This is a genomic window from Roseomonas sp. F4, assembly GCF_053891155.1.
In genome coordinates this window covers 527,996-546,394 of sequence record NZ_JBSSHK010000005.1, presented here as the reverse complement: position 1 = coordinate 546,394, position 18,399 = coordinate 527,996, and the positions used below count along the sequence as shown (strand labels likewise).

Below are 18,399 nucleotides of genomic sequence, written 5' to 3'. Positions count from 1 at the left end.
GGCGGCCTTAAATTGGCAACTATAAAAATTCAGGCAGGCTTAATCGGCCTCGCCGACCTTCGGCTTGGCGGGGCGGCCCCGGCGTTTGCGGGGTGGATCGGTTGGCGAGGTGGGTGGGTCTTCGCGGAAGCCGCTTGGGTCCTCATACAGCGATTGTACGGCTGGGCTGTCAGGGTCGCGGCCGATCGTCGTGCGAAGCCGGCGGGCTGAAACCGGCGCGTCGTTCTGCGCGCCGAGCGTCACAAGTCTTTGTATCAGCGACCATTTGAGGCCGGAAGGGTCGGCCATGTAGATCCAGTCGAGCGACACGAAGTGGTTGCGCTTGAGGCGCGCCATGACGTGGATGTCCGGCGGGTGCTTCTCGTGCTCCCACTGGTTGAGCCGCTGGACGGTTATGCCAAGGCTCTCGGCAAAGTCGGTTTGAGTCACGAAGCCCAGGGCAAGCCTGGTGGCGGTGAGCCGATCGCCGCAGCCGACGACCAGTTCGGATAGAGGTGTGGGTGGGTCTTGCACGCGCACAGCGGTAGCAAGGCGCGCTGAAACGAGCATTTCAGGCTGCCTATTGATTTTTTTAAGCGAGCCTGAAATCTTAGGGTCATGAAGACCAAGCTCCTCATCGTCGCCCTGGGTGGCAACAAGGCCGTCGCGGGACGTTGCCGGGTGACGTCCGGTGCGGTCTCCAACTGGATCGCGGCAGATGCCGTTCCCGCCGAGCATCACCTCACCCTCTGGGACATGGCGTTGGCTGCCGAAGTGGAGTGGACCCCGCCGGGCGCCGGTGGCCTGCGGGAACGGCTGGCGGCGCCGGCCCCCGCGAAGGTGGCCTAGTCATGGGCTTCGCGCCTTGGCAGGCCAGCCAGCCATGCGGGGATGTCCGAGACCTCCGGGCCGTCCGGTGGGGCGTGCAGCGCCACGAGTGTTTCCTCGCCCGATTCCAGGGCCTCCGCGAGATAGATCAGGCGGCCTCGCTTGGCGCTGGCGCTCTTTGCCACGAACAGCAGCGAGGGTTGGCCCGCTTCGTCGGTATCGAAGCCCAGCACCAGGGTGGTGATATCAGCGTCCGCCCCATTGCGGCGCGACCGCAGGCGGATGCGGGTCGGGGCCACCAGGGTTTCCTCTCCGCCGATGCGCTGCGCCAGGCGGGCCAGGTGCGCTTCCCACGCGGCGTCCTCCGCAGCCTCCGCCGCCGCGATGGCATCCTGTTCGGCCTTCCAGGCCAGATCGTCGGGCCATCCGAGGCCGCCGGCCAGTCGAAGCCACCGTTCGACGTCGTCGGGCGCATCGTCGACGCCGGCGGGAAGCAGGTGGTGGATGTGCTCGACCAGGACGGAGCGGGTTTTGCGGGCACCTTCCTTCCGGATGTCGATGGCGCTGAGATGGGCCTTGCCATCGGCACGGAAGCCACGCAGGGCCACGATCCGGAAGAGGCCGCTGTCACTCTCGTCGCCGGCGTCGTCGAAGATGACGTCCATCTCCGCCCGCATGTCGCGCGGGCTGGCCAGGATGGGTGCCATGATGAAGACAGGCTCAACCTGTTTCGGCGTGCGGCGTCTGGGCGCGGCCGGCGCCGGCTGAGGCTGCTTTGGGGCAGGGGTGCCCTTTCCGCCGAAGCTGGCGATCACGACCAGGGCCAAAAGCACCAGCCCGGCCCATGGGGCAAGGTCGCTCATGGCGCGCGCCTAACCATTGGGGGCGTCCTCCGCCCGTCCGTGGATGGTCAGGGGCAGCGGCGGGGTGTTGCGGTTGGGTGGTGTCACGGCTTGCAGCATGTCCCAGCAGTCCACGCGGATGTGGTCGGCGCCGGTGCAGGTCAGGGACCGGATGACGATGCGGGGCCGGGTAGGGCAGGGCGTGCCGACGAAGGCGTCAGCGACGCGCGGCCGGCCGTTGTCGGCGAGGCGGAAGGCGACATCGGTCACCTCGCCGTGGGTTCGCCGGGTGAAGACCTCCATCTCCGCGGTCACGTACCGAAAATCCTGGCCGCTGTTATTCAGCAGCACCAGGCTGAGCACGCAGTGGTGCGCGGTGCGCTCGCCCATCGCGGCGGCGATGCCGATGCGGCCCGCCGGCGGCCAGTAGGTGCTCGGGGCGGGTGGCGGCGGGCGTTGCGCTGCCGCATCCCCGGCCAGCACCAGGCCGGCCAGCAAAGCCATCCATTGCCGCATTTCCGCTTCCTCCGCCGCCACGACGGCAGTGTGGCGGGTGGGTGGCGGGCTCGCAACGAGATCAGCGGCGTCGGGCATGGGGCGAACCTGCCGGGCGCTACCTCCTTCGTCATCCGGAACCTGTCCACATGAGCGACATGGCTTTCAAATCATTGGCCCGCGCGCTGATCGAGACTGTTGGCGGGCTGGATGCCGCCGCCTCGGCCAGCCGGGTCGGGCGATCGCAGCTCGCGGCCTACCAGTCCCCGCACCAGCCGCTGTTCGCCCCGGTCGATGTGGTGGCGCGGCTGGAACTGCTGGCGGGCGCGCCGACGATGACGGCGGAGCTGGCGCGGCGCGCCGGCTACCGGCTGGTGCTGGTGGAGCAAATGACCGGCGGGCAACTCGGCGCACTGCTGGCCAAGCTGGGGCAGGAGGTCGGGCAGGTCTTCGCCGCCTATGCCGCCGCCTGGCAGGACGGGCAGGTGACGATGGCCGAAAAGGCGGCGATCCAGCGCGAATTGCGGGCGCTGATGAGCGCCGCCAGCAGCGCCGATGCCTATCTGACGCGCGCGCTGGCCGAACGACCGGCCGGTTCGGGTGACGACGCATGACCGTGACCGCGCGGATCTGCGGTCGGGCTTTCGGGATGGCGGGGATGGTCGGCTGCGTCCGGCGCCCCGCTTTTCGCCATGGCCGCCTGGCGTCACACGGCGGTGGGCGTTTCCTCCCAAGACTGGCCCGGCGGGGCTTTGGCCTCGCCGGGCGCTTTTTGGGGAGGGTGTGATGGGGGCGCGCCCGAAATCGTCGGCGGAGGCGCTGCGGCTGCCGGATGTGGATGCCGTGCGGCTGGATGCGGTGCTGCATGCCGCCGGCAGCAACTGGCTGGTGGCGATCGCCACGCTGGTCAGTGCCATCGGCTACATCGTGGCCCGCCTGGCCTCACCGGCGGCGCGGCCTGTGGTGATGGAGGGCGTCAAGGTGGGCTTCGCCCGGGCCGTGCGGCTGCACCTGCCGCCCAAGGGTGAGGCGTGAGCGCCAGATGATCGATCCCATCCACGGCCTCGCGGCGCGGGAGCCTCCGGTCAACCTGGCGGCGGAGCAATCGCTGCTGGGGGCGCTGCTGTCGAACCCCAAGGTCTATGACAAGGTCGCGGAGATGTTGCGGCCGGAGCATTTCGCCGACGCCGTGCATGCGCGCCTCTACGCCGCCATCCAGCGGCGCTGCGAAGCCGGGCAGATCGCGGATGCGGTGACGCTGCGTGCGGAATTCGAAAACGACGAGCTGCTGAAGGATGCGGGAGGGGCGCGCTATCTCGGCGATCTGCTGGTCGCCACCGTGGGCATCATCAACGCTCCCGACTACGCCCGCGTGATCCGCGACCTGTGGCTGCGGCGCGAAATCGTGGATGTCTGCGGCGCCGCCATCGATCGGGCCTATGGGTCGGTGGATGGGGAGCTGACGGCGGCGCAGGTGCTGGAAGCGGCCGATGAAGGGCTGATGCGGCTGACCAGCAGCGACAGCGCCGAGACGGCGCGCGACGGGCATGTCGTGGCCGATTCGCTGATGCGCCAGGTGGATGCTGTCGTCGAACGTCGAGGCGCGCTGGCCGGCGTCACCACCGGCTTTCGCGGGTTGGATCGGATGACGGGTGGGCTGCGGCCTGGCCAGTTGGTGCTGCTCGGTGCGCGGCCATCCATGGGTAAGACCTCGCTGGCGCTGCGCATCACGATCGCATCGGCCACGGCGGGGAATCGGGTGCTGTTCATTTCCGCCGAGATGCTGGCGGAGGAAGTGATGGCGCGGGCCGTGTCGGCGCAGGCGCGACTGCCCCTGTCGGTGCTGACCTCCGGCGGCTTGATCGACCCGGAAAGCGGCCAGTGGCGCTCGCTGGAGCGCGGGGCGCCGGAACTGGACGCCGTGGCCATTGCCAGCGTGCAGATCGGGCGCCTGCCCATCGTCTGGGATGATGGCGTGTTCACCGTTCCAGGCATCCGCGCCCGCGCGCGACGTATGCAGCGTCAGCCCGGTGGGTTGAGCCTGATCGTGGTGGACTATCTGAGCTGCCTCGAGGCCAGTGGCGCGGCGCAGAAACAGGCGAATGCCGCGCTGGCATCGGTCAGCGAGATCTCGAAGGGCTTGAAGCGGCTGGCGAAGCAACTCCGAGTGCCCGTGCTGCTGCTGTCACAGCTCAACCGCAAGGTGGAAGACCGGCTCGACAAGACACCGAACCTTGCGGACCTGCGCGATTCCGGGGCGCTGGAACAGGATGCGGACCTGGTGCTGTTCCTGATCCGCCAGCACTACTACCTGACGCGCGCCGAACCGCGCCGCCGCGACAATGAGAAGGCGGCGGATTTCGAGGACCGTTGCAGGATGTGGGAAGCCGACGTGGCGCGGGAGCGCGGGCGCGGCACCATCATCGTCGCAAAGCAGCGCCAGGGGCCGATTGGGCCGGTGCGCGTGCGCTTCAACGATGCCACGGCAGAATTCACGGATGAGCGGCCCGATGAGGGCGGGGGGGATTGATGGCGGGGATCGGTCACAACGGGCCGCCGGAGACGCCCGCGCCCGCGCTGCTGGACGCCATCGGTGTCTTCGCCGCGCTGCGCCAGGCGTGTGATGCCGCGGGCGGCCAGAAGGCCTGGGCGGAGGCGCATGGGCTGACGGCGCAGCATGTGAATGACGTGCTGTCCTGCCGACGGGAGATCAGCGATCGCGTGCTGGCGGCGCTCGGGCTGCGGCGCGTGGTGCGATACGCGCAAGCGCGTATCGGCGCGGCGTCTGGGAGCAAGGCGGCATGAGCGGGCGAGCGCGCGCGACCGTCGCCATTAGGACAGATGCCGGCGAGCGAATGGTTTGGGCCGAGCTATCGCAGCTTCGCGGCCAGTGGGCGGTGCATCCCGCATTTGGGTGGACCGCATTGCAGCCGGAGGCGCCCTGGGTGCTGACATTGGTTTCCGTGGGTTACAAAGCGCCAGGTTGCGAGGGGTGTTCGCGCGAGATCCTGTTGCGGATTGCGGACCGCTTCGATGCGGAGGTCGATACCTCCGGCGTCACGCATCATGACCTGCGCGGCGCTTTCCGCCCCATTGGGGAGGCGCTGAAGGTCATCCGAGACGAGGTGCTCGCCACCGAGCGCGATCCCGCTTCGGCGGGAGCAAGGGTCATCGAGTTCCCGCGCCCTTCCAAAACCCAAGACGCCAAACCGGGAAGCACCTGACCATGGCCCGCCGCTGCCTCTGCGCCCGCTTGCTGGCCGCGCTGCACGAAGACCCGCGCCTGCGCACCCTGCCGCTGGCCACCCGCATGCTGTTCCTGCTGGTCGCGGAGGCGGCGGCGCGGTCGCCGGTTGTCGGCGTCCTGCCCTTTGGCGGAAGCGCCCGGGTTTCGCTGCTGGTTTCAGCGGGGGAAACCGAAACCGAAACCCATCTCGAAACCCTCTGCGCCGAAGGCCTGCTGGTGCGCGGCGCGGCGGATACGCTGGCGGTGCCGCTGCTGGTCGAGGTCGCGTCCCGTGCCGAAGTGGCCCGCCGCAACGGCTCGCGCGGCGGCAGGCCTCGCAAGGATGAAACGCCGGAGGCCTATCAGCGGCGCAAGCAAGGGGAGATGATGCTGCCGCTGCCAGGTGGGCGCGCGGCGGAGGCGGAAACCCAGGAAACCCAACCGGGGAAACCCAGCGCGGTAACGCTGCCCTGTACTACTACTAGTACAAGTGAAGTAGTGGTCAGTGAGTCCTCTCCATCCCCCGCGCGCGACTCGGCCAGGGCGGATGCGTATCCGCATGTCACGCTGGGCGTCGAGCTGGCGGAGATGATCGGGCTGGATGGCAGCCGGGGCGGCTTCGACTATCGGCCGGTGCAGGCCTGGATGACGGGCGGCGCCTCGGCGGAGGTCATCCGCGCCGCCATTGCCCGCGTGGTCGAGCGGCCGGGCTTCAGCGCCCACAAGGTCATCAGTTTCAAATACTTCGACCGTGCGGTGGCGGAGGAACGGGCGCGGCCCGTGGCATCTGCGGGCGCGCCTCGCGTGGTGCGGGACACGCCGGAGGACACGGCGCGCATCGCCGCGATCGAGGCGCGCATCGCGCGGACGGTCTCGGGCGGCGTGTGGGATGGCAGGGCGGCATGAGCGAGGGAGCAAGGAAGATGCTTGACGACGCAGCCGGGTCCGGCGTAGCGATGCGGCGTGGATCCATGAGCGCCGCTGGTCAGGCCGGGGCGCGCCTCTCCACCGCCGGGCCTTCGTGCCCCGCGTCCACCGAAGCGGGACAACCGCTGTCGGTGCGTCAGCCATTCCGCCGCTGGATCGTCATTCACCATCGTTCCGACGATGGCGCCCGCGTGCGCATCGGTGTGCGGCGCGAGGGTTTCGAAGTCCACTGGCCGCGGGAAGTGTTCCGCCAGCCTCGCCGGGATGACCGGCTGCGCCCCTTCCTTCCCGGCTACATGTTCGCCTATCCGGTGCTGGGCAATGCGTCCTGGCATCGGGTCAAGGCCAAGGTGCCAAACGTCATCGGCATCGTCGGGGTACGGGAGCGCGGCGAGCCGGTCAGCCCACCGCCCGGCTTCGTGGAAGCCCTGATCGACCGCTGCGGCGGCATCCTGACCGGCGCGATCCCGCTGCCGGAGGAAGCCGCTGAAGCGCCGCTGAAAGGCGGCGTGGCCTTCGTGCCAGGCGCGGCCGTGCGCATCGCGGAGGGGCCGCTGGCTGGGCTGCGGGCGTTGTTCCAGGCCGATCGCGGGCCGCAGCGCATCATGGTGCTGCTGACCCTGCTGGGCGTGCCTCGGATGGTCGAGGTGGATCGCGAGGCTGTTGAGGCGGAGTAGTTGGCGTGGCCATCATCGACATCCGCCACGACTTCGGGAAGTTCGCCGCGACCCTGGATGATTTCGGGCGGGCGCGGATGCCGAAGGAAGCCGTGGTGGCGCTCAACGGCACGTCCTTCATCGCGCGCTCGGCTGTGGTGAAGGAGATCGGGAGGGTCTTCGACCGGCCCAATCGTTGGACGCTGGGCGGTGTGCTGGTCGACAAGGCGTCGGTCGGGCGGCTGGAGACGGCGGTGGGCCTGCGGGACCGGGTGGACATCCGCAAAAGCCGGGGGCTGCCGGCCTCGGTCTATCTGCGCCCCCAGATTGACGGTGGCGCTCGTGGGCAGAAGTCGCATGAGAAGGCGCTGTCCGAGGCCGGGGTGATCCCGCCGGGCTACTACCTGGTGCCGACACGGCATGCCGACATGGACGCCCATGGCAACATGACGGTGGGGCAGATCATCAAGATCCTCTCCAGCCTCAACGCCTTCAAGGAAGTGGGCGCGACGCAGAACGCCTGGGGGCGCAAAGGGCGCGGGGTGCGCAAGGGCGAGAGCTACTTCGTCATCGTGCCAGGGCGGCCGCAGGGCAGGGGTGGTCGCGGCGGCGGGCTGCCGGCGGGCATCTACAAGACCGTCGCCTCCGGCTTCGGGCGGATCGTGGTGCCGGTGGCGGCGCTGGTCGGCAAGCCGCCGAGCTACACGCCTCGGCTCGACTTCGACGGGGTGACCAATGCCACGATCGAATGGGCGCTGCCGCGGCTGATGGGGGAGGCGATGGAGCGCGCCCTCGCTGCCGCCGGGCCGCAGGGGCGCCTCTGACGCGCGGGTCCTCCCCAGGCGGCGCTTCGACCACGGGTAATTCGGACCCCGGTTTCGGGCGGGATTTATAAGCAAAAACAACGCCTTCTGTTTCCGCTGCTGTTGCCATTCGGTGAGGCTGCATGACCCCGACCGTCAACCTGGAACAGATGGCCGATGCCCTCCGCGTCTCCCGCCCCACGATGCGGGAGCTGTTGAAGCGCTACCCCGATCTCCCCGTGGTGGAGCGTGGCCGCAACGGCGTCCCGTGGCAGTTCAACAAGTCGGAGGTCATCGCCTTCATCGTCGCCAAGCGCGCCGAGGAAGCCGCCGCCGGCGCCGCGAAGGACGAATACCTCGCGCAGATCAGCCTGCCGCTGGAAGGCGTGATTGCGCCCGAGGACCGCGCCCTGTCCGCCGGCGACCGCCTGAAGAACGCGCAGGCGATGCTGAAGGAAGACCAGGTGGCGCGGGAGCGCGGCTTCCTGGTGCTCAAGACCGAAATGCGCGCCGCCCTCAACGAAATCTGGTCGCCCCTCAACCAGGCCCTGCAAGCGATGCCCGGCACCCTGGCCCGCCGCCACAACCTGCCCGACCAGGTCGCCCGCGACATGCGCAACTTCATCTCCACCGAACAGCGCGAGCTGCATCGCAGGCTGACCGCGCTGCTCGGCGCCGATGCCTTGCCGCCGCCCGAGGATGTCGAGGATGCCCAGGCGGCCTGACGACGCCGAGCGATTCGCCTATGCCGACGCCGGCCGCCTGGTGGCCGAGACGCTCGACACCTTCCTTCCGCCGTCCAGCATCAGCGTGGCCGAACACGCCACGCAGCACCGCTGGGTGAAGGCCAGCAGCGGCAACCGCCTGGTGCGCTACACGCACGAAACCGCGCCCTACCTCCGCGGCCCGATGGAGAGCCTGACCGCGCATGGCGTGGAGACGGTGGCCGTCGTCGGGCCCGCCGCCACCGGCAAGACCGCAGGCCCAGCCGAGTCCTGGCTGCTGCAAACCATGCACGCCGATCCGGCGGACATGCTGTGGTACATGCAGACCGAAGACGCCATCGAGAAGTACGTCAAGGCGCGGATCGAGCCGATGCTCGACGCGCATGACAAGCTGCTCGGCAGCCTGCGCGAGGGCCGCGATTCCATCGGGATGAAGCGGTTCCGCGGCGGTCGTGTCGAGTTCCTGCCCTTCACCGATTCCGCGCTGGTCAACAAGCACGTCCAGCGCATCATCGCCGACGAGTTGGATGCCTACGATCCCGCCGTCGGCGACCCCGAAACGCTGCTGAATTTCCGCCGTCAGTCCGCCGGGTCGGACAGCATGCTGCTCGCCATCTCCCACCCCGATCTCGGCGGGCCGATCGACACGCCGCCGGAGCGCCAGCGCGGCATCATGCGGCTCTACGCCAAAAGCGACCGCCGCACCTGGTGGTGGGGCTGCCCGCATTGCGGCGCGCATTCCAGCCCGAACCCGGGCACGAACCGCCGCATGATCATCCAGTACCCGGAAGACGCGCCGCTGGACGTGATCGAAGCCGAGGCCCGCCTGTTGTGCCCGACCAGCGGCTGCCTGATCGAGGATGGCCAGCGCCACGGCATGAACATGACCGGCCGCTGGCTTTGCGCCGGGGAGGAGATGGACGAGGACGGACGCATCACCGGCCATCCCATCCGCAGCCGCATCGCCGGCTATTGGATCGTCGGCGCCATGTCCCCCTTCGTCATGGGCGGCATCGGCGCCCTGGCCCGGCAGCGTGTCGAGGCTGAACGCACCGTGGCCACCGGCGGCGACGTCGCGGATCTGCGGCGGGTCATGGTCAAGGCCTGGGGCGAGCCCGTCGGCGTCACCCAGAATATCGGACCGATCGACAAGGTGGCGCTGGCGGAACGGGCCCGCGCCAACCCCGTGCCGATGGGCGTTGTGCCCGAAGGCGCGCGCTTCATCACCGCCTGGGCCGATGCCCAGGGCAACCGCTGGGAAGCGTTGTGGCGGGCCTGGGGCGAGGGCGCGGAAAGCTGGATCATTCACCGGGAGGTCATTCCGGGCGACCCAGCCGCAAGCGCGGCGGATTGGGACGCGCTGCTGACCCGCTTGCAGGAAAACACCTTCCCGCTGGCCGATGGCAGCGGGCGGCACATGAAGGTCCGCGCCGCGGGCTTCGACAGTCAGGGCCAGCCCGGCGTGGCGGAACAGGCCTACGCCGCCTGGCTGCGGCGCAAACGGGCCGGCAAGGTCCATCGCCTCGGCAAGCTGGAAGGCAAGGATGCCTGGAGCCTGGTGCCGACCAAGGGCGGCGGGCGCGCCACCCCGCGCATCGTGGTCACCTATCCGAACAGCCAGCGGAAAGACCGCAAGGCCCTGGCCAACGGCGACGTGCCCATCCTGCTGTTCAATCCGAACAGCGCGAAGGATGCGCTCGCCGCGCAGCTCTCCATCGATCCGCCGCGTCCCGGATCGGTGCATCTGCCGGCGGCGCTACTGACCCCGGGCGGGCCGCCACACGCCTTCCTGGATCAGCTCACCGCCGAGCAGCGCAACCGCATCACCGGCGCCTGGCACGGCCCGGCCGGCGTGCGCAACGAAGGCACCGACATGATGGTGGGCTGCGAGGTTGTCGCCCGCCTGCATGGCCTGCACCGCATCCGCTGGGATGCGCCGCCGCCCTGGGCCGCGCCCTGGGACGCCAACAGCATGATCGTCGCGCCGGATGACGCGCCGACCACGCCGATGCCGGTGGCGCCGCCACTGCATGCTCCGCCCGCGCCGGTCCACCTGGCGCGCCCCGTGGCGCAAATCCCGGCGCGAATCCCGGCGCGCGTCATGCCGCGCCGCCGGTCCAATCCATCGAGCTACATGAGCTGAGGTAACGATCCATGGCGAGCTTGGCGGATCTCGAAGCGGAGCGGGAAGCGATCAAGCGCGCCATGTCCCAGGGCGTGGAGAGCGCCACCTATCTCGGCCGCACGGTCAAGTACCGCTCCATCGCGGAGATGGACCTGGTGCTCAAGCGGCTGGATCGGGACATCGCCGCCCTGACGCAAGGGCGCCGGCCGATCCGCCAGATGCGCTTCGTCTGCGGCAAGGGGCTGTAGGCGTGGCGGGACCCTTCTCACAGCTCTGGCGCGGCGTGGCGGCGCTTACCCGCCGCCAGCCCGCAGCGCCGGCCGGCATCGGCCACAATGGCGGCCCGCCGATCGACGCCAATGGCGGGGTCGCCGGCGGCTTCGGCGTGCCCGGTGGCGGCGTGGCCGGGCTGGAAGCCGGCGCGGGCGCGCGGCGCCTTCGCAGCTTCCGCCCCACCGCGGCGCACATCAACACGCTGATCGCCGGCGCCGGTCGCACCGTCACCCAGCGGGCGCGCTGGCTGGTGCGCAACAACGCCTATGCCATCAACGCGGTCGACTGGATCGCCAGCGCCGTCATTGGCCCGGGCATCACCCCATCCTGGCTTCTCGAAGACCGCGCGCTGAAAAAGGCGCTACGCGCGGCCTGGGACGCATGGACGGATGAGGCCGACGCGGAGGGCCTGACCGACTTCTACGGACTGCAGCGCCGCGCGATGCGCGAAATCGCGATCGTCGGCGAAGTCTTCTTCCGCCTGCGCTACCGCCGGCCGGAGGATGGCCTGCTGGTGCCGCTGCAATTGCAGATGCTGCCGTCCGAGATGCTGGACGCCAACGACAACCGAGTGCTGCCAGGCGGCAACGCCGTGCGCCAGGGCATCGAATTCGACCGCATCGGCCGGCGCGTCGCCTATCATTTCTACCGCGCCCACCCGGCGGACAGCACCGAAGCCCAGGGATACGCCGACCAGAAAGTCCGCGTGCCGGCCGATGAGGTTGTCCACCTGATGGACCCGGTGGAAGCCGGGCAGCTCCGCGGCCTGTCGCGCTTCGCGAACGTCATCGTCAAGATGTTCTCGATCGATCTCTATGACGACGCGGAGATCGAGCGGAAGAAGACCGCCGCCATGTACGGCGGCTTCGTCACCCGGAAGGGCCGTGAAGGCGACCCCACCGATCCGGGCTTCGGCCCGCCGCCCGATGCGGGCGCCCTGGTGCAGCCAGCCGGCAGCATGGACGGCGTGCATGAGGCCAGCCTCGAGCCCGGCACCATGCAGTTCCTCGACGATGATGAGGATGTGAAGTTCAGCGAGCCTGCTGATGTCGGCGGCAATTACGAGGCGTTCCAGTTCCGCACCCTGTTGCAGATCGCGGTCGGTCTCGGCGTGCCCTACCAGGGCCTGACCGGCGACGCCACGCGCGGCAACTTCGGCAACACCCGGTCATCCTCGCTGTCCGACCGCCGGCGCGTCGAAGCCTTCCAGTGGGGCGTCATGGTCTTCGGCCTGTGCCGCCCCGTGGTGCGCGCCTTCGTCCAGCAGGCCGCGCTGTCCGGCGCGGTGCCCGGCCTGACGCCGGAAGTCTACGCCCGCACCCCGCGCGCCTTCACCCGCGCGCGCTGGATGCCGCCGCCCTGGGGCTGGGTCGATCCGAAGAAGGACATCGAGGCCAACGTCCTGGAAGTGAAGGAAGGCTTCAAGGCCCGATCGGATGTCATGGAAGCGAATGGCTATGACGCCGAGGAAACCGACGAACGCCGCGCCGAAGACCAGAAGCGCGAACGGCGCCTCGGCCTGGTGAAGCCGCCAGCCGCTGCCACCCCGCCGGCGCCGCCCACGCAGGAGGAGGATCCGGAAGACCCGGACGATCCAGACGCCAAGCCGAAGAAGGCTGAGGAGTAGCCATGCCGCAGCTTTCGCTGATCCGGGCGCGCCTGTTCGGCACGCCCCTCGCCGTGCATGAGCCCAAGCTGCGTGCCATCGTCGCCGGCCTCGGCCCACGTCTCGGCATGCAGCCCAGCGCCTATTACGACGATGACGACAAGCCGCGCCCGCCGCCGCGTCCCTATCGCGTCACGCCCAGCGGCATCGCCGTGGTGCCCATCGTCGGCGGCCTGGCGAACCGCACCGGGCGCATCGATGCGATGAGCATGCCGATGATGAGCTACGAATCAATCCTGGCCGCGAGCCGCATGGCGCTGGCGGACAGCGCTGTGCGTGGCTTGGTCTGGGACATCGAGAGCCCGGGCGGCGAGGCGCGAGGTTGCTTCGAAGCCGCCAAGTCTATGGCAGCGCTGCGCGGTTCGAAGCCGATCATCGCCTCGGCAAATACCTATGCCTACTCCGCCGCCTTTGGGCTGGGGACATCCGCAGACCTCTTCTTCGTGCCTGAAACGGGCCAGGTCGGATCAATCGGCGTGGTGGCACTCCACGTGGACGAATCCGGCGCGGATCAGAAGGCGGGCCTCGCCTTCGAATACATCTTCGCCGGCGCGCACAAGGTCGACGGCCATCCGCATGCTCCGCTGACCGACGACGCGCGCAGCGGAATCCGTGCGGATGTTGACCATCTTTACGGAATTTTCGTGGCGGGCGTCGCCGCGAACCGGCGCATGGCGGAAGACGCCGTGCGCGCCACCCAGGCGCGCTGCCTGAACGCGGCGGAGGCCATCTCGCTCGGCCTGGCCGATCGGATGGGCACGCTCGAGGACGCGATCGCCGAGGCGGAGCGTCTGTCTTCCAGGACCACATCAACCCGCGCCGGCGGCCTCCGCCAGGCATCACAGGAAAGCACCATCATGACGGATGAGGAGAAGGCCGCGGCGGCTGCGGCCGAGGCGGCAGCGAAGTCGCAGCGCGAAATGATCGCGGCCGAGGTGGCGAAGGCCACCGAAGCGGCGCGCGCCCAGGTGGCGGCCATCATGGAACTGTGCAGCACCCATGGTCGCCCGCAGGACGCCGCCGCGCACATCGCCGCCGGCCGCAGCCGGGGCGAGGTGGCGGAGGCGCTGCTGGCCGCGAAGGCCGCGCAGCAGCAGGGCAACAACATCAGCACCGCGCACGGCGTGGGGCAGGAAGCCGGCAACGACCCGAAGGACCCGCACGGCTGGAACGCCTCCGCCGCGCGCGTATTCGGCACCACCCAGAAGGGAGCCTGATCCATGGAGATCCTGACCGACAGCGGCCGGCGCGCCGGCTGCTTCATCGCCGGCGAGGCGAATTTCTGGCGTTCGCGTTCCCATGCGCTGATCGCCTCCGGCGTGTTGCTGGCCGGCACAGTGATGGGGGAGGCCGATCCGCAGATGCCCGCCGGCATGCTGCTGTCCGCCCCTGGCGCCACCAACACAGGCAACGGCGCGCTCACTGTCGATGCCACCGCGCCCGTCGCCAGCACCGCCCGCCCCGGCACCTATCGCGCCACCCTGACCACGGCGGCCAGCAACGGCGGCACCTTCACCGTCACCGATCCGCTGGGTGCCGTGGTCGGCACCGTGGCCGTCGCCGCCACCTTCAACAACCAGATCAAGTTCGTGATCGCCGATGGGTCCACGGACTTCGTCCTGGGTGACTATTTCGACCTGACGGTGAACCGCGATGACGGCCTCTGGGGCCAGTGGGCGCCCGGCGGCAGTGGTGGGATCGAGGTGGCGGCCGGCGTGCTGTTCGACCGCGTGGACGCCACGCTCGAGCCAGCGCGCGGCGTCGTGCTCAACCGCGACTTCGAGGCCGATGACCAGATGCTGATCTGGCCCACCGGCATGACGGCCACCCAGAAGGCGGCCGCCATCGTCTCCCTCGCCGCGCGCGGCATCGTCGTTCGCACCCGATAACCCCTCGATCGCGGCGCGTCCGCTGAAGGAAAAACTTCGATGGCGACCCTGGACATCTTCAACAACGACGCCTTCGGCGCAGTCGAAATGACGCGCGCGATCCGTCGCGTTCCCTACGTGCCTGCCTGGCTGGGCTCGCTTGGCCTGTTCGCTATGCCCGACCGTGTCTCCACCGTGTTCGTCGGCCTGGAGCGGTCCGCCGGCAAGATCACGCTGATCCAGACCAGCGAGCGCGGTGGCCCGCCCGATCTGGGGCAGGAAGAGGAGCGCGATATCGTGCCGCTCAAGATCCCGCGGCTGGCCAAGCGCCAGCGCCAGCAGGCGGCGGCCATCCAGGGCATTCGTGCCTTCGGCTCCACGACGGAGTTGGAGGGCGTGCAGGATGCCGTCATGCGGATCCAGGCCCGGCAGAAGCAGGATCTGGAGCTGACCCGCGAATACCATCGCCTGGGCGCCATCCAGGGCCGATTGCTGGATGCCAACGGCAAGCTGCTGGTCGATTTCTACAAGGCGTTCGATATCGCGGAGCCGGCGGAGATCGACTTCGAGCTGGATGATCCGGACACCAATGTCCGCGCCAAGTGCAGCCAGGTGACGCGCGGGATGATGGCCGCAGCCAAGGGGCTGATCCTGCCGTCTACCCGAATCCACGCCATGACCGGCGACAACTTCTTCGATTCCCTGACCGATCACCCGCAGGTTCGGGACACCTTCAAGTACCAGGAAGGCGCGCGGCTCCGGGACAGCACGGCCTATTCCACCCTGGACTATGGCGGCATCACCTTCACCAACTATCGCGGCACGGATGACGTTGCCGGAACCGTGACGATCCACACGGACAAGGCGCGGTTCTTCCCGGTCGGCGCGCCGGATGTCTTCGGTCTGGCCCTGGCCCCCTTCGAGTCCGCCGACTTCGTCAACACGCCCGGCGAGGATGAATACGCCATCATCGTCCGGGACATGGAACGCAACTTCTGGTGGCAGCCGGAAATCTACTCCTACCCGCTGCACTACTGCCGAGCGCCGGAGCTGCTGTTCCGCGCCAAGAGGTTCTGAGCGCCCCATGGCGCTCGACTTCGGCAAGCTGACGATGGCCCCGGTGATGGCCATCTTCGGCGAGGTCGTGCTTTACGAACGCCCGGGCGAGCCGACCTTCGGCGTGCCCGCGGTGCTCGATCGTGTCGCGCTGGAAATCCCGTTCCCGGACGGGCCACCGCAGAGCAGCAACCGGGTGCAGCTCGGCGTGCAGTTGTCCGACTTCCCGCCAGGCTTCACGCCGGCCCAGGGCGACCGGGTGCAGGTCGCCCTGCTGGGCGACCACCAGGTGCCAGCCGACAAGCCCCTGCCGCCCGGCGCCCGCATCCACACCTTCGACGTGATGGACATGCAGCGCGACGGCGCCGGCGGCACCCTGCTGCCCCTGACCGCCTTCGTCCCGGATGACAGCGCATGACCGATCCCATCCTGGTCGACCCGCGCGCCTACTTCCGGGATCTGGCGGTCACCCGCCTCAAGGCCCTGCTGCCGGCGCTGGCCCCGCGCATCTCCAGCAGCAACATGCTGCCCGTGCCGGGCGCCGGCCAGTCCGGCGCCAGCACGCCTGGCATCATGGTCTTTTGCGACCGCCTGCGCGGCACCACGCTGGCCAATGGCGTCGGCCAGCCGAGCTACCGCACCATCGTCTCCCTGACGGTCGTGCTGCGCTACGAACAGCGCCTGACGGCGGAGCTTGAGGCCAAGCTGGATGTCCTTGCCCAGCTCGTGCGCGCTGGCCTGCTGACCGACCAGGCCTTCATGGCGGCGTTCGAGGAATGCGAGCAATTCGAGGTCACGCGCTCCTCCGTCGCCGATGGCGAACGCCAGGTGGGGCAGGACGCCATCACCTTCGACCTGCGCTGCACCGAGGAATTCGAACCCGTCATCGCGGACCGCCTGGCGGCCGCGCACCTGGTGATGGACGCCCTCGATCCCGCCGACCCGCTCGGCGCCTATCCCGGCCTCGCGGGCTTCCCCGCGCCCGCCGCCCCGCCCCGCGCCACCGGCCCCGATGGCCGCGCGGAAGCGGAAGTCCGGATCGCCTACCCGCAACCCTGACCCAGGGAGGTCCGCCGCACATGAGCGGTTCCATCAGCTTCTCGACCATCCCGCAAAACCTGCGGGTGCCGCTGTTCCATGCGGAGATCGACAACAGCCGGGCCGGCCCCAGCCAGGTGCCGCAGCGCGCGCTGCTGATCGGCCAGGCCACGACCAGCGTCGCGGCCGCGCTGCGCTACGTCAGCTCGGCGGAGGAAGTGGCGGCCTTCGCCGGCGCCGGTTCCGTGCTCGCCCGGATGATGGCCGCCTACCGCGCCAACGATCCGGTGGGGGAGGTGTGGATCCTGCCGATGCAGGATGGCGGTTCCAGCACCGCGGCCACCGGCACCATCGTGGTCGCCGGCCCCGCGACCGCCGCCGGCACCATTGCGCTCTACATCGGCGGCCAGCTTGTGAATGTGCCGGTGGCCTCCGGCGATGCCAGCACCGCCGTCGCCACGGCGATCGAGGCGGCCGTGGATGCCGCGACCAACCTGCCGGTCACGGCGGGCGTCGCCTCCTCCACCGTCACCCTCACGGCGAAGAACAAGGGCACGCTGGGCAACAGCATCGACATCCGCCACAGCTACCGCGGGACCTTGGGTGGGGAGGCGCTGCCGGCGGGCATCACCCTGACCATCACGGCCATGGCCTCCGGCGCCACGGACCCGGACCTGACCACGGTGGCCGCCGCGATCGGGGATGAGGAATTCGACTTCATCGCCCAGCCCATCACCGCCTCCGGCCCGCTCGCCGCCATGACCGCGCTGATGAACGGCAGCACCGGCCGATGGAGCTACGCCCAGCAGATCTACGGCCACGTCTTCGGCGCCGCGAGCGATTCCGTCGCGAACCTGCTGACCCTCGGCGCCGCCGGCAACGATCCGCACACCACCATCATCGGCCTGACCGGCAGCCCGTCCTGGCCGGCGGAGGTCGCCGCCGGCGCCATGGGCGCCGCCGCCGTGGCGCTGAAGGCGGACCCGGCCCGGCCCTTGCAGACGGTGGCCATCCAGGGGCTGCTGGCGCCGCCGCTCGGCAGCCGGCACACGCTGTCCCAGCGCCAGTCGCTGCTGACCACCGGCATCGCCACGCTGTCCTTCGGCGCCGATGGCGCGGCCAGCATCCAGCGCCTGGTCACCCGCTACCGCCTCAACACCTTCGGCCAGGCGGACCAGTCCTTCCTGGATGTGGAAACCCTGTTCACCCTGATGGCGGTGATCCGCCGGCTGCGCACCGCGGTCACCCAGAAATTCGCCCGCAGCAAGCTGGCCGATGACGGCACGCGCTTCGGCCCGGGCCAGCCGGTGGTCACGCCCGCGACCTTCAAGGCGGAACTGGTGGCACAGTACGCGGCGATGGAAGCCGAAGGGCTGGTCGAGAACACGCGGGGCTTCGCCGCCGCGACCATCGTCCAGCGCAACGCCACCGACCGCAGCCGGCTGGACGTGCTCTACGCGCCCGACCTGATCAACGGCCTGCGCGTGCTGGCCGTGCTCGTGCAATTCCGCCTGTAAGGAGCGACCCGGATGGCCCTGCTTCGCAAAGCCGGCACCGCCTACGTCAAGGTGGACGGCATCCAGCTCGCCCTGCAGGGCGGGTTGACGATCAACTTCGGCACCGTGGTGCGCGAGCCGATGATGGGCATGGATGGCCCGCACGGCTTCAAGGAAACCCCGATGATGCCGAGCATCGAGGCCAGCTTCACCAAGGGGCCGGAGATCTCGCTGGCGACGCTGTCCAGCATCACGGACAGCACGGTCACGGCCGAATGCACCGATGGCACCGTCTTCGTCCTGAGCGAGGCGTTCCAGTCCGGCGAGCTGGCCTTCAACGCGGCGGAGGGCACGTACAGCGCGACCTTCCACGGCCGCAACATGACGGAGATCTGA

At 69.4% G+C, this 18,399-nt stretch carries 23 protein-coding genes; 20 read left to right on the top strand and 3 right to left on the bottom strand.

Annotated features, from left to right (window positions below):
- Positions 1 to 39: 39 nt before the first annotated feature.
- Positions 40 to 549 carry a helix-turn-helix domain-containing protein gene (locus tag ACVFYP_RS22380; RefSeq protein WP_499202429.1) on the bottom strand — a complete coding sequence of 170 codons (510 nt, stop codon included), beginning with the start codon at positions 547 to 549 and terminating at the stop codon, positions 40 to 42.
- Between the two features lie 48 nt (positions 550 to 597).
- On the opposite strand from ACVFYP_RS22380, the gene ACVFYP_RS22375 reads away from it, so the two are divergent.
- Complete coding sequence (locus ACVFYP_RS22375) at positions 598 to 828, top strand: helix-turn-helix domain-containing protein (RefSeq protein WP_499202428.1); 231 nt, start codon at positions 598 to 600, stop codon at positions 826 to 828.
- Here ACVFYP_RS22375 and ACVFYP_RS22370 read toward each other — a convergent pair.
- Positions 825 to 1,622 carry a hypothetical protein gene (locus ACVFYP_RS22370; RefSeq protein WP_499202427.1) on the bottom strand — a complete coding sequence of 266 codons (798 nt, stop codon included), beginning with the start codon at positions 1,620 to 1,622 and terminating at the stop codon, positions 825 to 827. The genes ACVFYP_RS22375 and ACVFYP_RS22370 overlap by 4 nt on opposite strands.
- A gap of 57 nt (positions 1,623 to 1,679) precedes the next feature.
- Positions 1,680 to 2,243, bottom strand: a complete 564-nt coding sequence (locus tag ACVFYP_RS22365) for a hypothetical protein (protein WP_499202426.1) — start codon at positions 2,241 to 2,243, stop codon at positions 1,680 to 1,682.
- 50 nt (positions 2,244 to 2,293) lie between these two features.
- Between ACVFYP_RS22365 and ACVFYP_RS22360 the strand changes: the two genes are divergently transcribed.
- The 19 genes from ACVFYP_RS22360 (at position 2,294) to ACVFYP_RS22270 (ending at position 18,399) form a co-directional block, all read left to right on the top strand.
- The gene (locus tag ACVFYP_RS22360; RefSeq protein WP_499202425.1) at positions 2,294 to 2,758 is read left to right on the top strand and encodes a phage regulatory CII family protein; all 465 of its coding nucleotides are present in this window, start codon (positions 2,294 to 2,296) and stop codon (positions 2,756 to 2,758) included.
- A 172-nt stretch (positions 2,759 to 2,930) separates the two neighbouring features.
- Entirely contained in the window at positions 2,931 to 3,179 is a 249-nt protein-coding gene (locus ACVFYP_RS22355) for a hypothetical protein (RefSeq protein WP_499202424.1), read from the top strand.
- A 7-nt stretch (positions 3,180 to 3,186) separates the two neighbouring features.
- Positions 3,187 to 4,674 carry a replicative DNA helicase gene (locus tag ACVFYP_RS22350; RefSeq protein WP_499202423.1) on the top strand — a complete coding sequence of 496 codons (1,488 nt, stop codon included), beginning with the start codon at positions 3,187 to 3,189 and terminating at the stop codon, positions 4,672 to 4,674.
- Entirely contained in the window at positions 4,674 to 4,949 is a 276-nt protein-coding gene (locus tag ACVFYP_RS22345; RefSeq protein WP_499202422.1) for a helix-turn-helix domain-containing protein, read from the top strand. Before ACVFYP_RS22350 ends, ACVFYP_RS22345 begins: the two co-directional genes overlap by 1 nt.
- Positions 4,946 to 5,368: a hypothetical protein gene (locus ACVFYP_RS22340; RefSeq protein ID WP_499202421.1), complete on the top strand. Its 423-nt coding sequence runs from the start codon at positions 4,946 to 4,948 to the stop codon at positions 5,366 to 5,368. The genes ACVFYP_RS22345 and ACVFYP_RS22340 overlap by 4 nt, the downstream gene beginning before the upstream one ends.
- 2 nt (positions 5,369 to 5,370) lie before the next feature.
- Positions 5,371 to 6,276 carry a hypothetical protein gene (locus tag ACVFYP_RS22335; protein WP_499202420.1) on the top strand — a complete coding sequence of 302 codons (906 nt, stop codon included), beginning with the start codon at positions 5,371 to 5,373 and terminating at the stop codon, positions 6,274 to 6,276.
- 152 nt (positions 6,277 to 6,428) lie between these two features.
- Complete coding sequence (nusG, locus tag ACVFYP_RS22330) at positions 6,429 to 6,974, top strand: transcription termination/antitermination protein NusG (protein ID WP_499202419.1); 546 nt, start codon at positions 6,429 to 6,431, stop codon at positions 6,972 to 6,974.
- A 5-nt stretch (positions 6,975 to 6,979) separates the two neighbouring features.
- Positions 6,980 to 7,777 carry a hypothetical protein gene (locus tag ACVFYP_RS22325; RefSeq protein WP_499202418.1) on the top strand — a complete coding sequence of 266 codons (798 nt, stop codon included), beginning with the start codon at positions 6,980 to 6,982 and terminating at the stop codon, positions 7,775 to 7,777.
- A 122-nt stretch (positions 7,778 to 7,899) separates the two neighbouring features.
- Positions 7,900 to 8,481: a DUF1441 family protein gene (locus tag ACVFYP_RS22320; RefSeq protein WP_499202417.1), complete on the top strand. Its 582-nt coding sequence runs from the start codon at positions 7,900 to 7,902 to the stop codon at positions 8,479 to 8,481.
- Positions 8,465 to 10,624, top strand: coding sequence for a terminase gpA endonuclease subunit (locus tag ACVFYP_RS22315; RefSeq protein ID WP_499202416.1), 2,160 nt, complete (start codon positions 8,465 to 8,467; stop codon positions 10,622 to 10,624). Before ACVFYP_RS22320 ends, ACVFYP_RS22315 begins: the two co-directional genes overlap by 17 nt.
- An 11-nt stretch (positions 10,625 to 10,635) precedes the next feature.
- The gene (locus tag ACVFYP_RS22310) at positions 10,636 to 10,854 is read left to right on the top strand and encodes a phage head-tail joining protein (RefSeq protein ID WP_499202415.1); all 219 of its coding nucleotides are present in this window, start codon (positions 10,636 to 10,638) and stop codon (positions 10,852 to 10,854) included.
- Positions 10,855 to 10,856: 2 nt separating this feature from the next.
- A complete protein-coding gene (locus ACVFYP_RS22305; RefSeq protein WP_499202414.1) occupies positions 10,857 to 12,506 on the top strand; it encodes a phage portal protein in 1,650 nt (549 codons plus the stop codon).
- Between the two features lie 2 nt (positions 12,507 to 12,508).
- On the top strand, positions 12,509 to 13,762 hold the full coding sequence (locus ACVFYP_RS22300) for a S49 family peptidase (RefSeq protein ID WP_499202413.1): 1,254 nt from the start codon (positions 12,509 to 12,511) through the stop codon (positions 13,760 to 13,762).
- A 3-nt stretch (positions 13,763 to 13,765) separates the two neighbouring features.
- On the top strand, positions 13,766 to 14,434 hold the full coding sequence (locus tag ACVFYP_RS22295; protein WP_499202412.1) for a head decoration protein: 669 nt from the start codon (positions 13,766 to 13,768) through the stop codon (positions 14,432 to 14,434).
- A 39-nt stretch (positions 14,435 to 14,473) separates the two neighbouring features.
- Complete coding sequence (locus ACVFYP_RS22290; RefSeq protein ID WP_499202411.1) at positions 14,474 to 15,490, top strand: major capsid protein; 1,017 nt, start codon at positions 14,474 to 14,476, stop codon at positions 15,488 to 15,490.
- A gap of 7 nt (positions 15,491 to 15,497) precedes the next feature.
- Positions 15,498 to 15,887, top strand: a complete 390-nt coding sequence (locus tag ACVFYP_RS22285) for a head-tail joining protein (protein ID WP_499202410.1) — start codon at positions 15,498 to 15,500, stop codon at positions 15,885 to 15,887.
- Positions 15,884 to 16,528 (top strand): hypothetical protein, encoded by a 645-nt coding sequence (locus ACVFYP_RS22280; protein WP_499202409.1) that lies wholly within the window; start codon positions 15,884 to 15,886, stop codon positions 16,526 to 16,528. Before ACVFYP_RS22285 ends, ACVFYP_RS22280 begins: the two co-directional genes overlap by 4 nt.
- A gap of 20 nt (positions 16,529 to 16,548) precedes the next feature.
- On the top strand, positions 16,549 to 18,024 hold the full coding sequence (locus tag ACVFYP_RS22275) for a phage tail sheath subtilisin-like domain-containing protein (protein ID WP_499202408.1): 1,476 nt from the start codon (positions 16,549 to 16,551) through the stop codon (positions 18,022 to 18,024).
- Positions 18,025 to 18,036: 12 nt separating this feature from the next.
- Positions 18,037 to 18,399: a phage tail tube protein gene (locus ACVFYP_RS22270; protein WP_499202407.1), complete on the top strand. Its 363-nt coding sequence runs from the start codon at positions 18,037 to 18,039 to the stop codon at positions 18,397 to 18,399.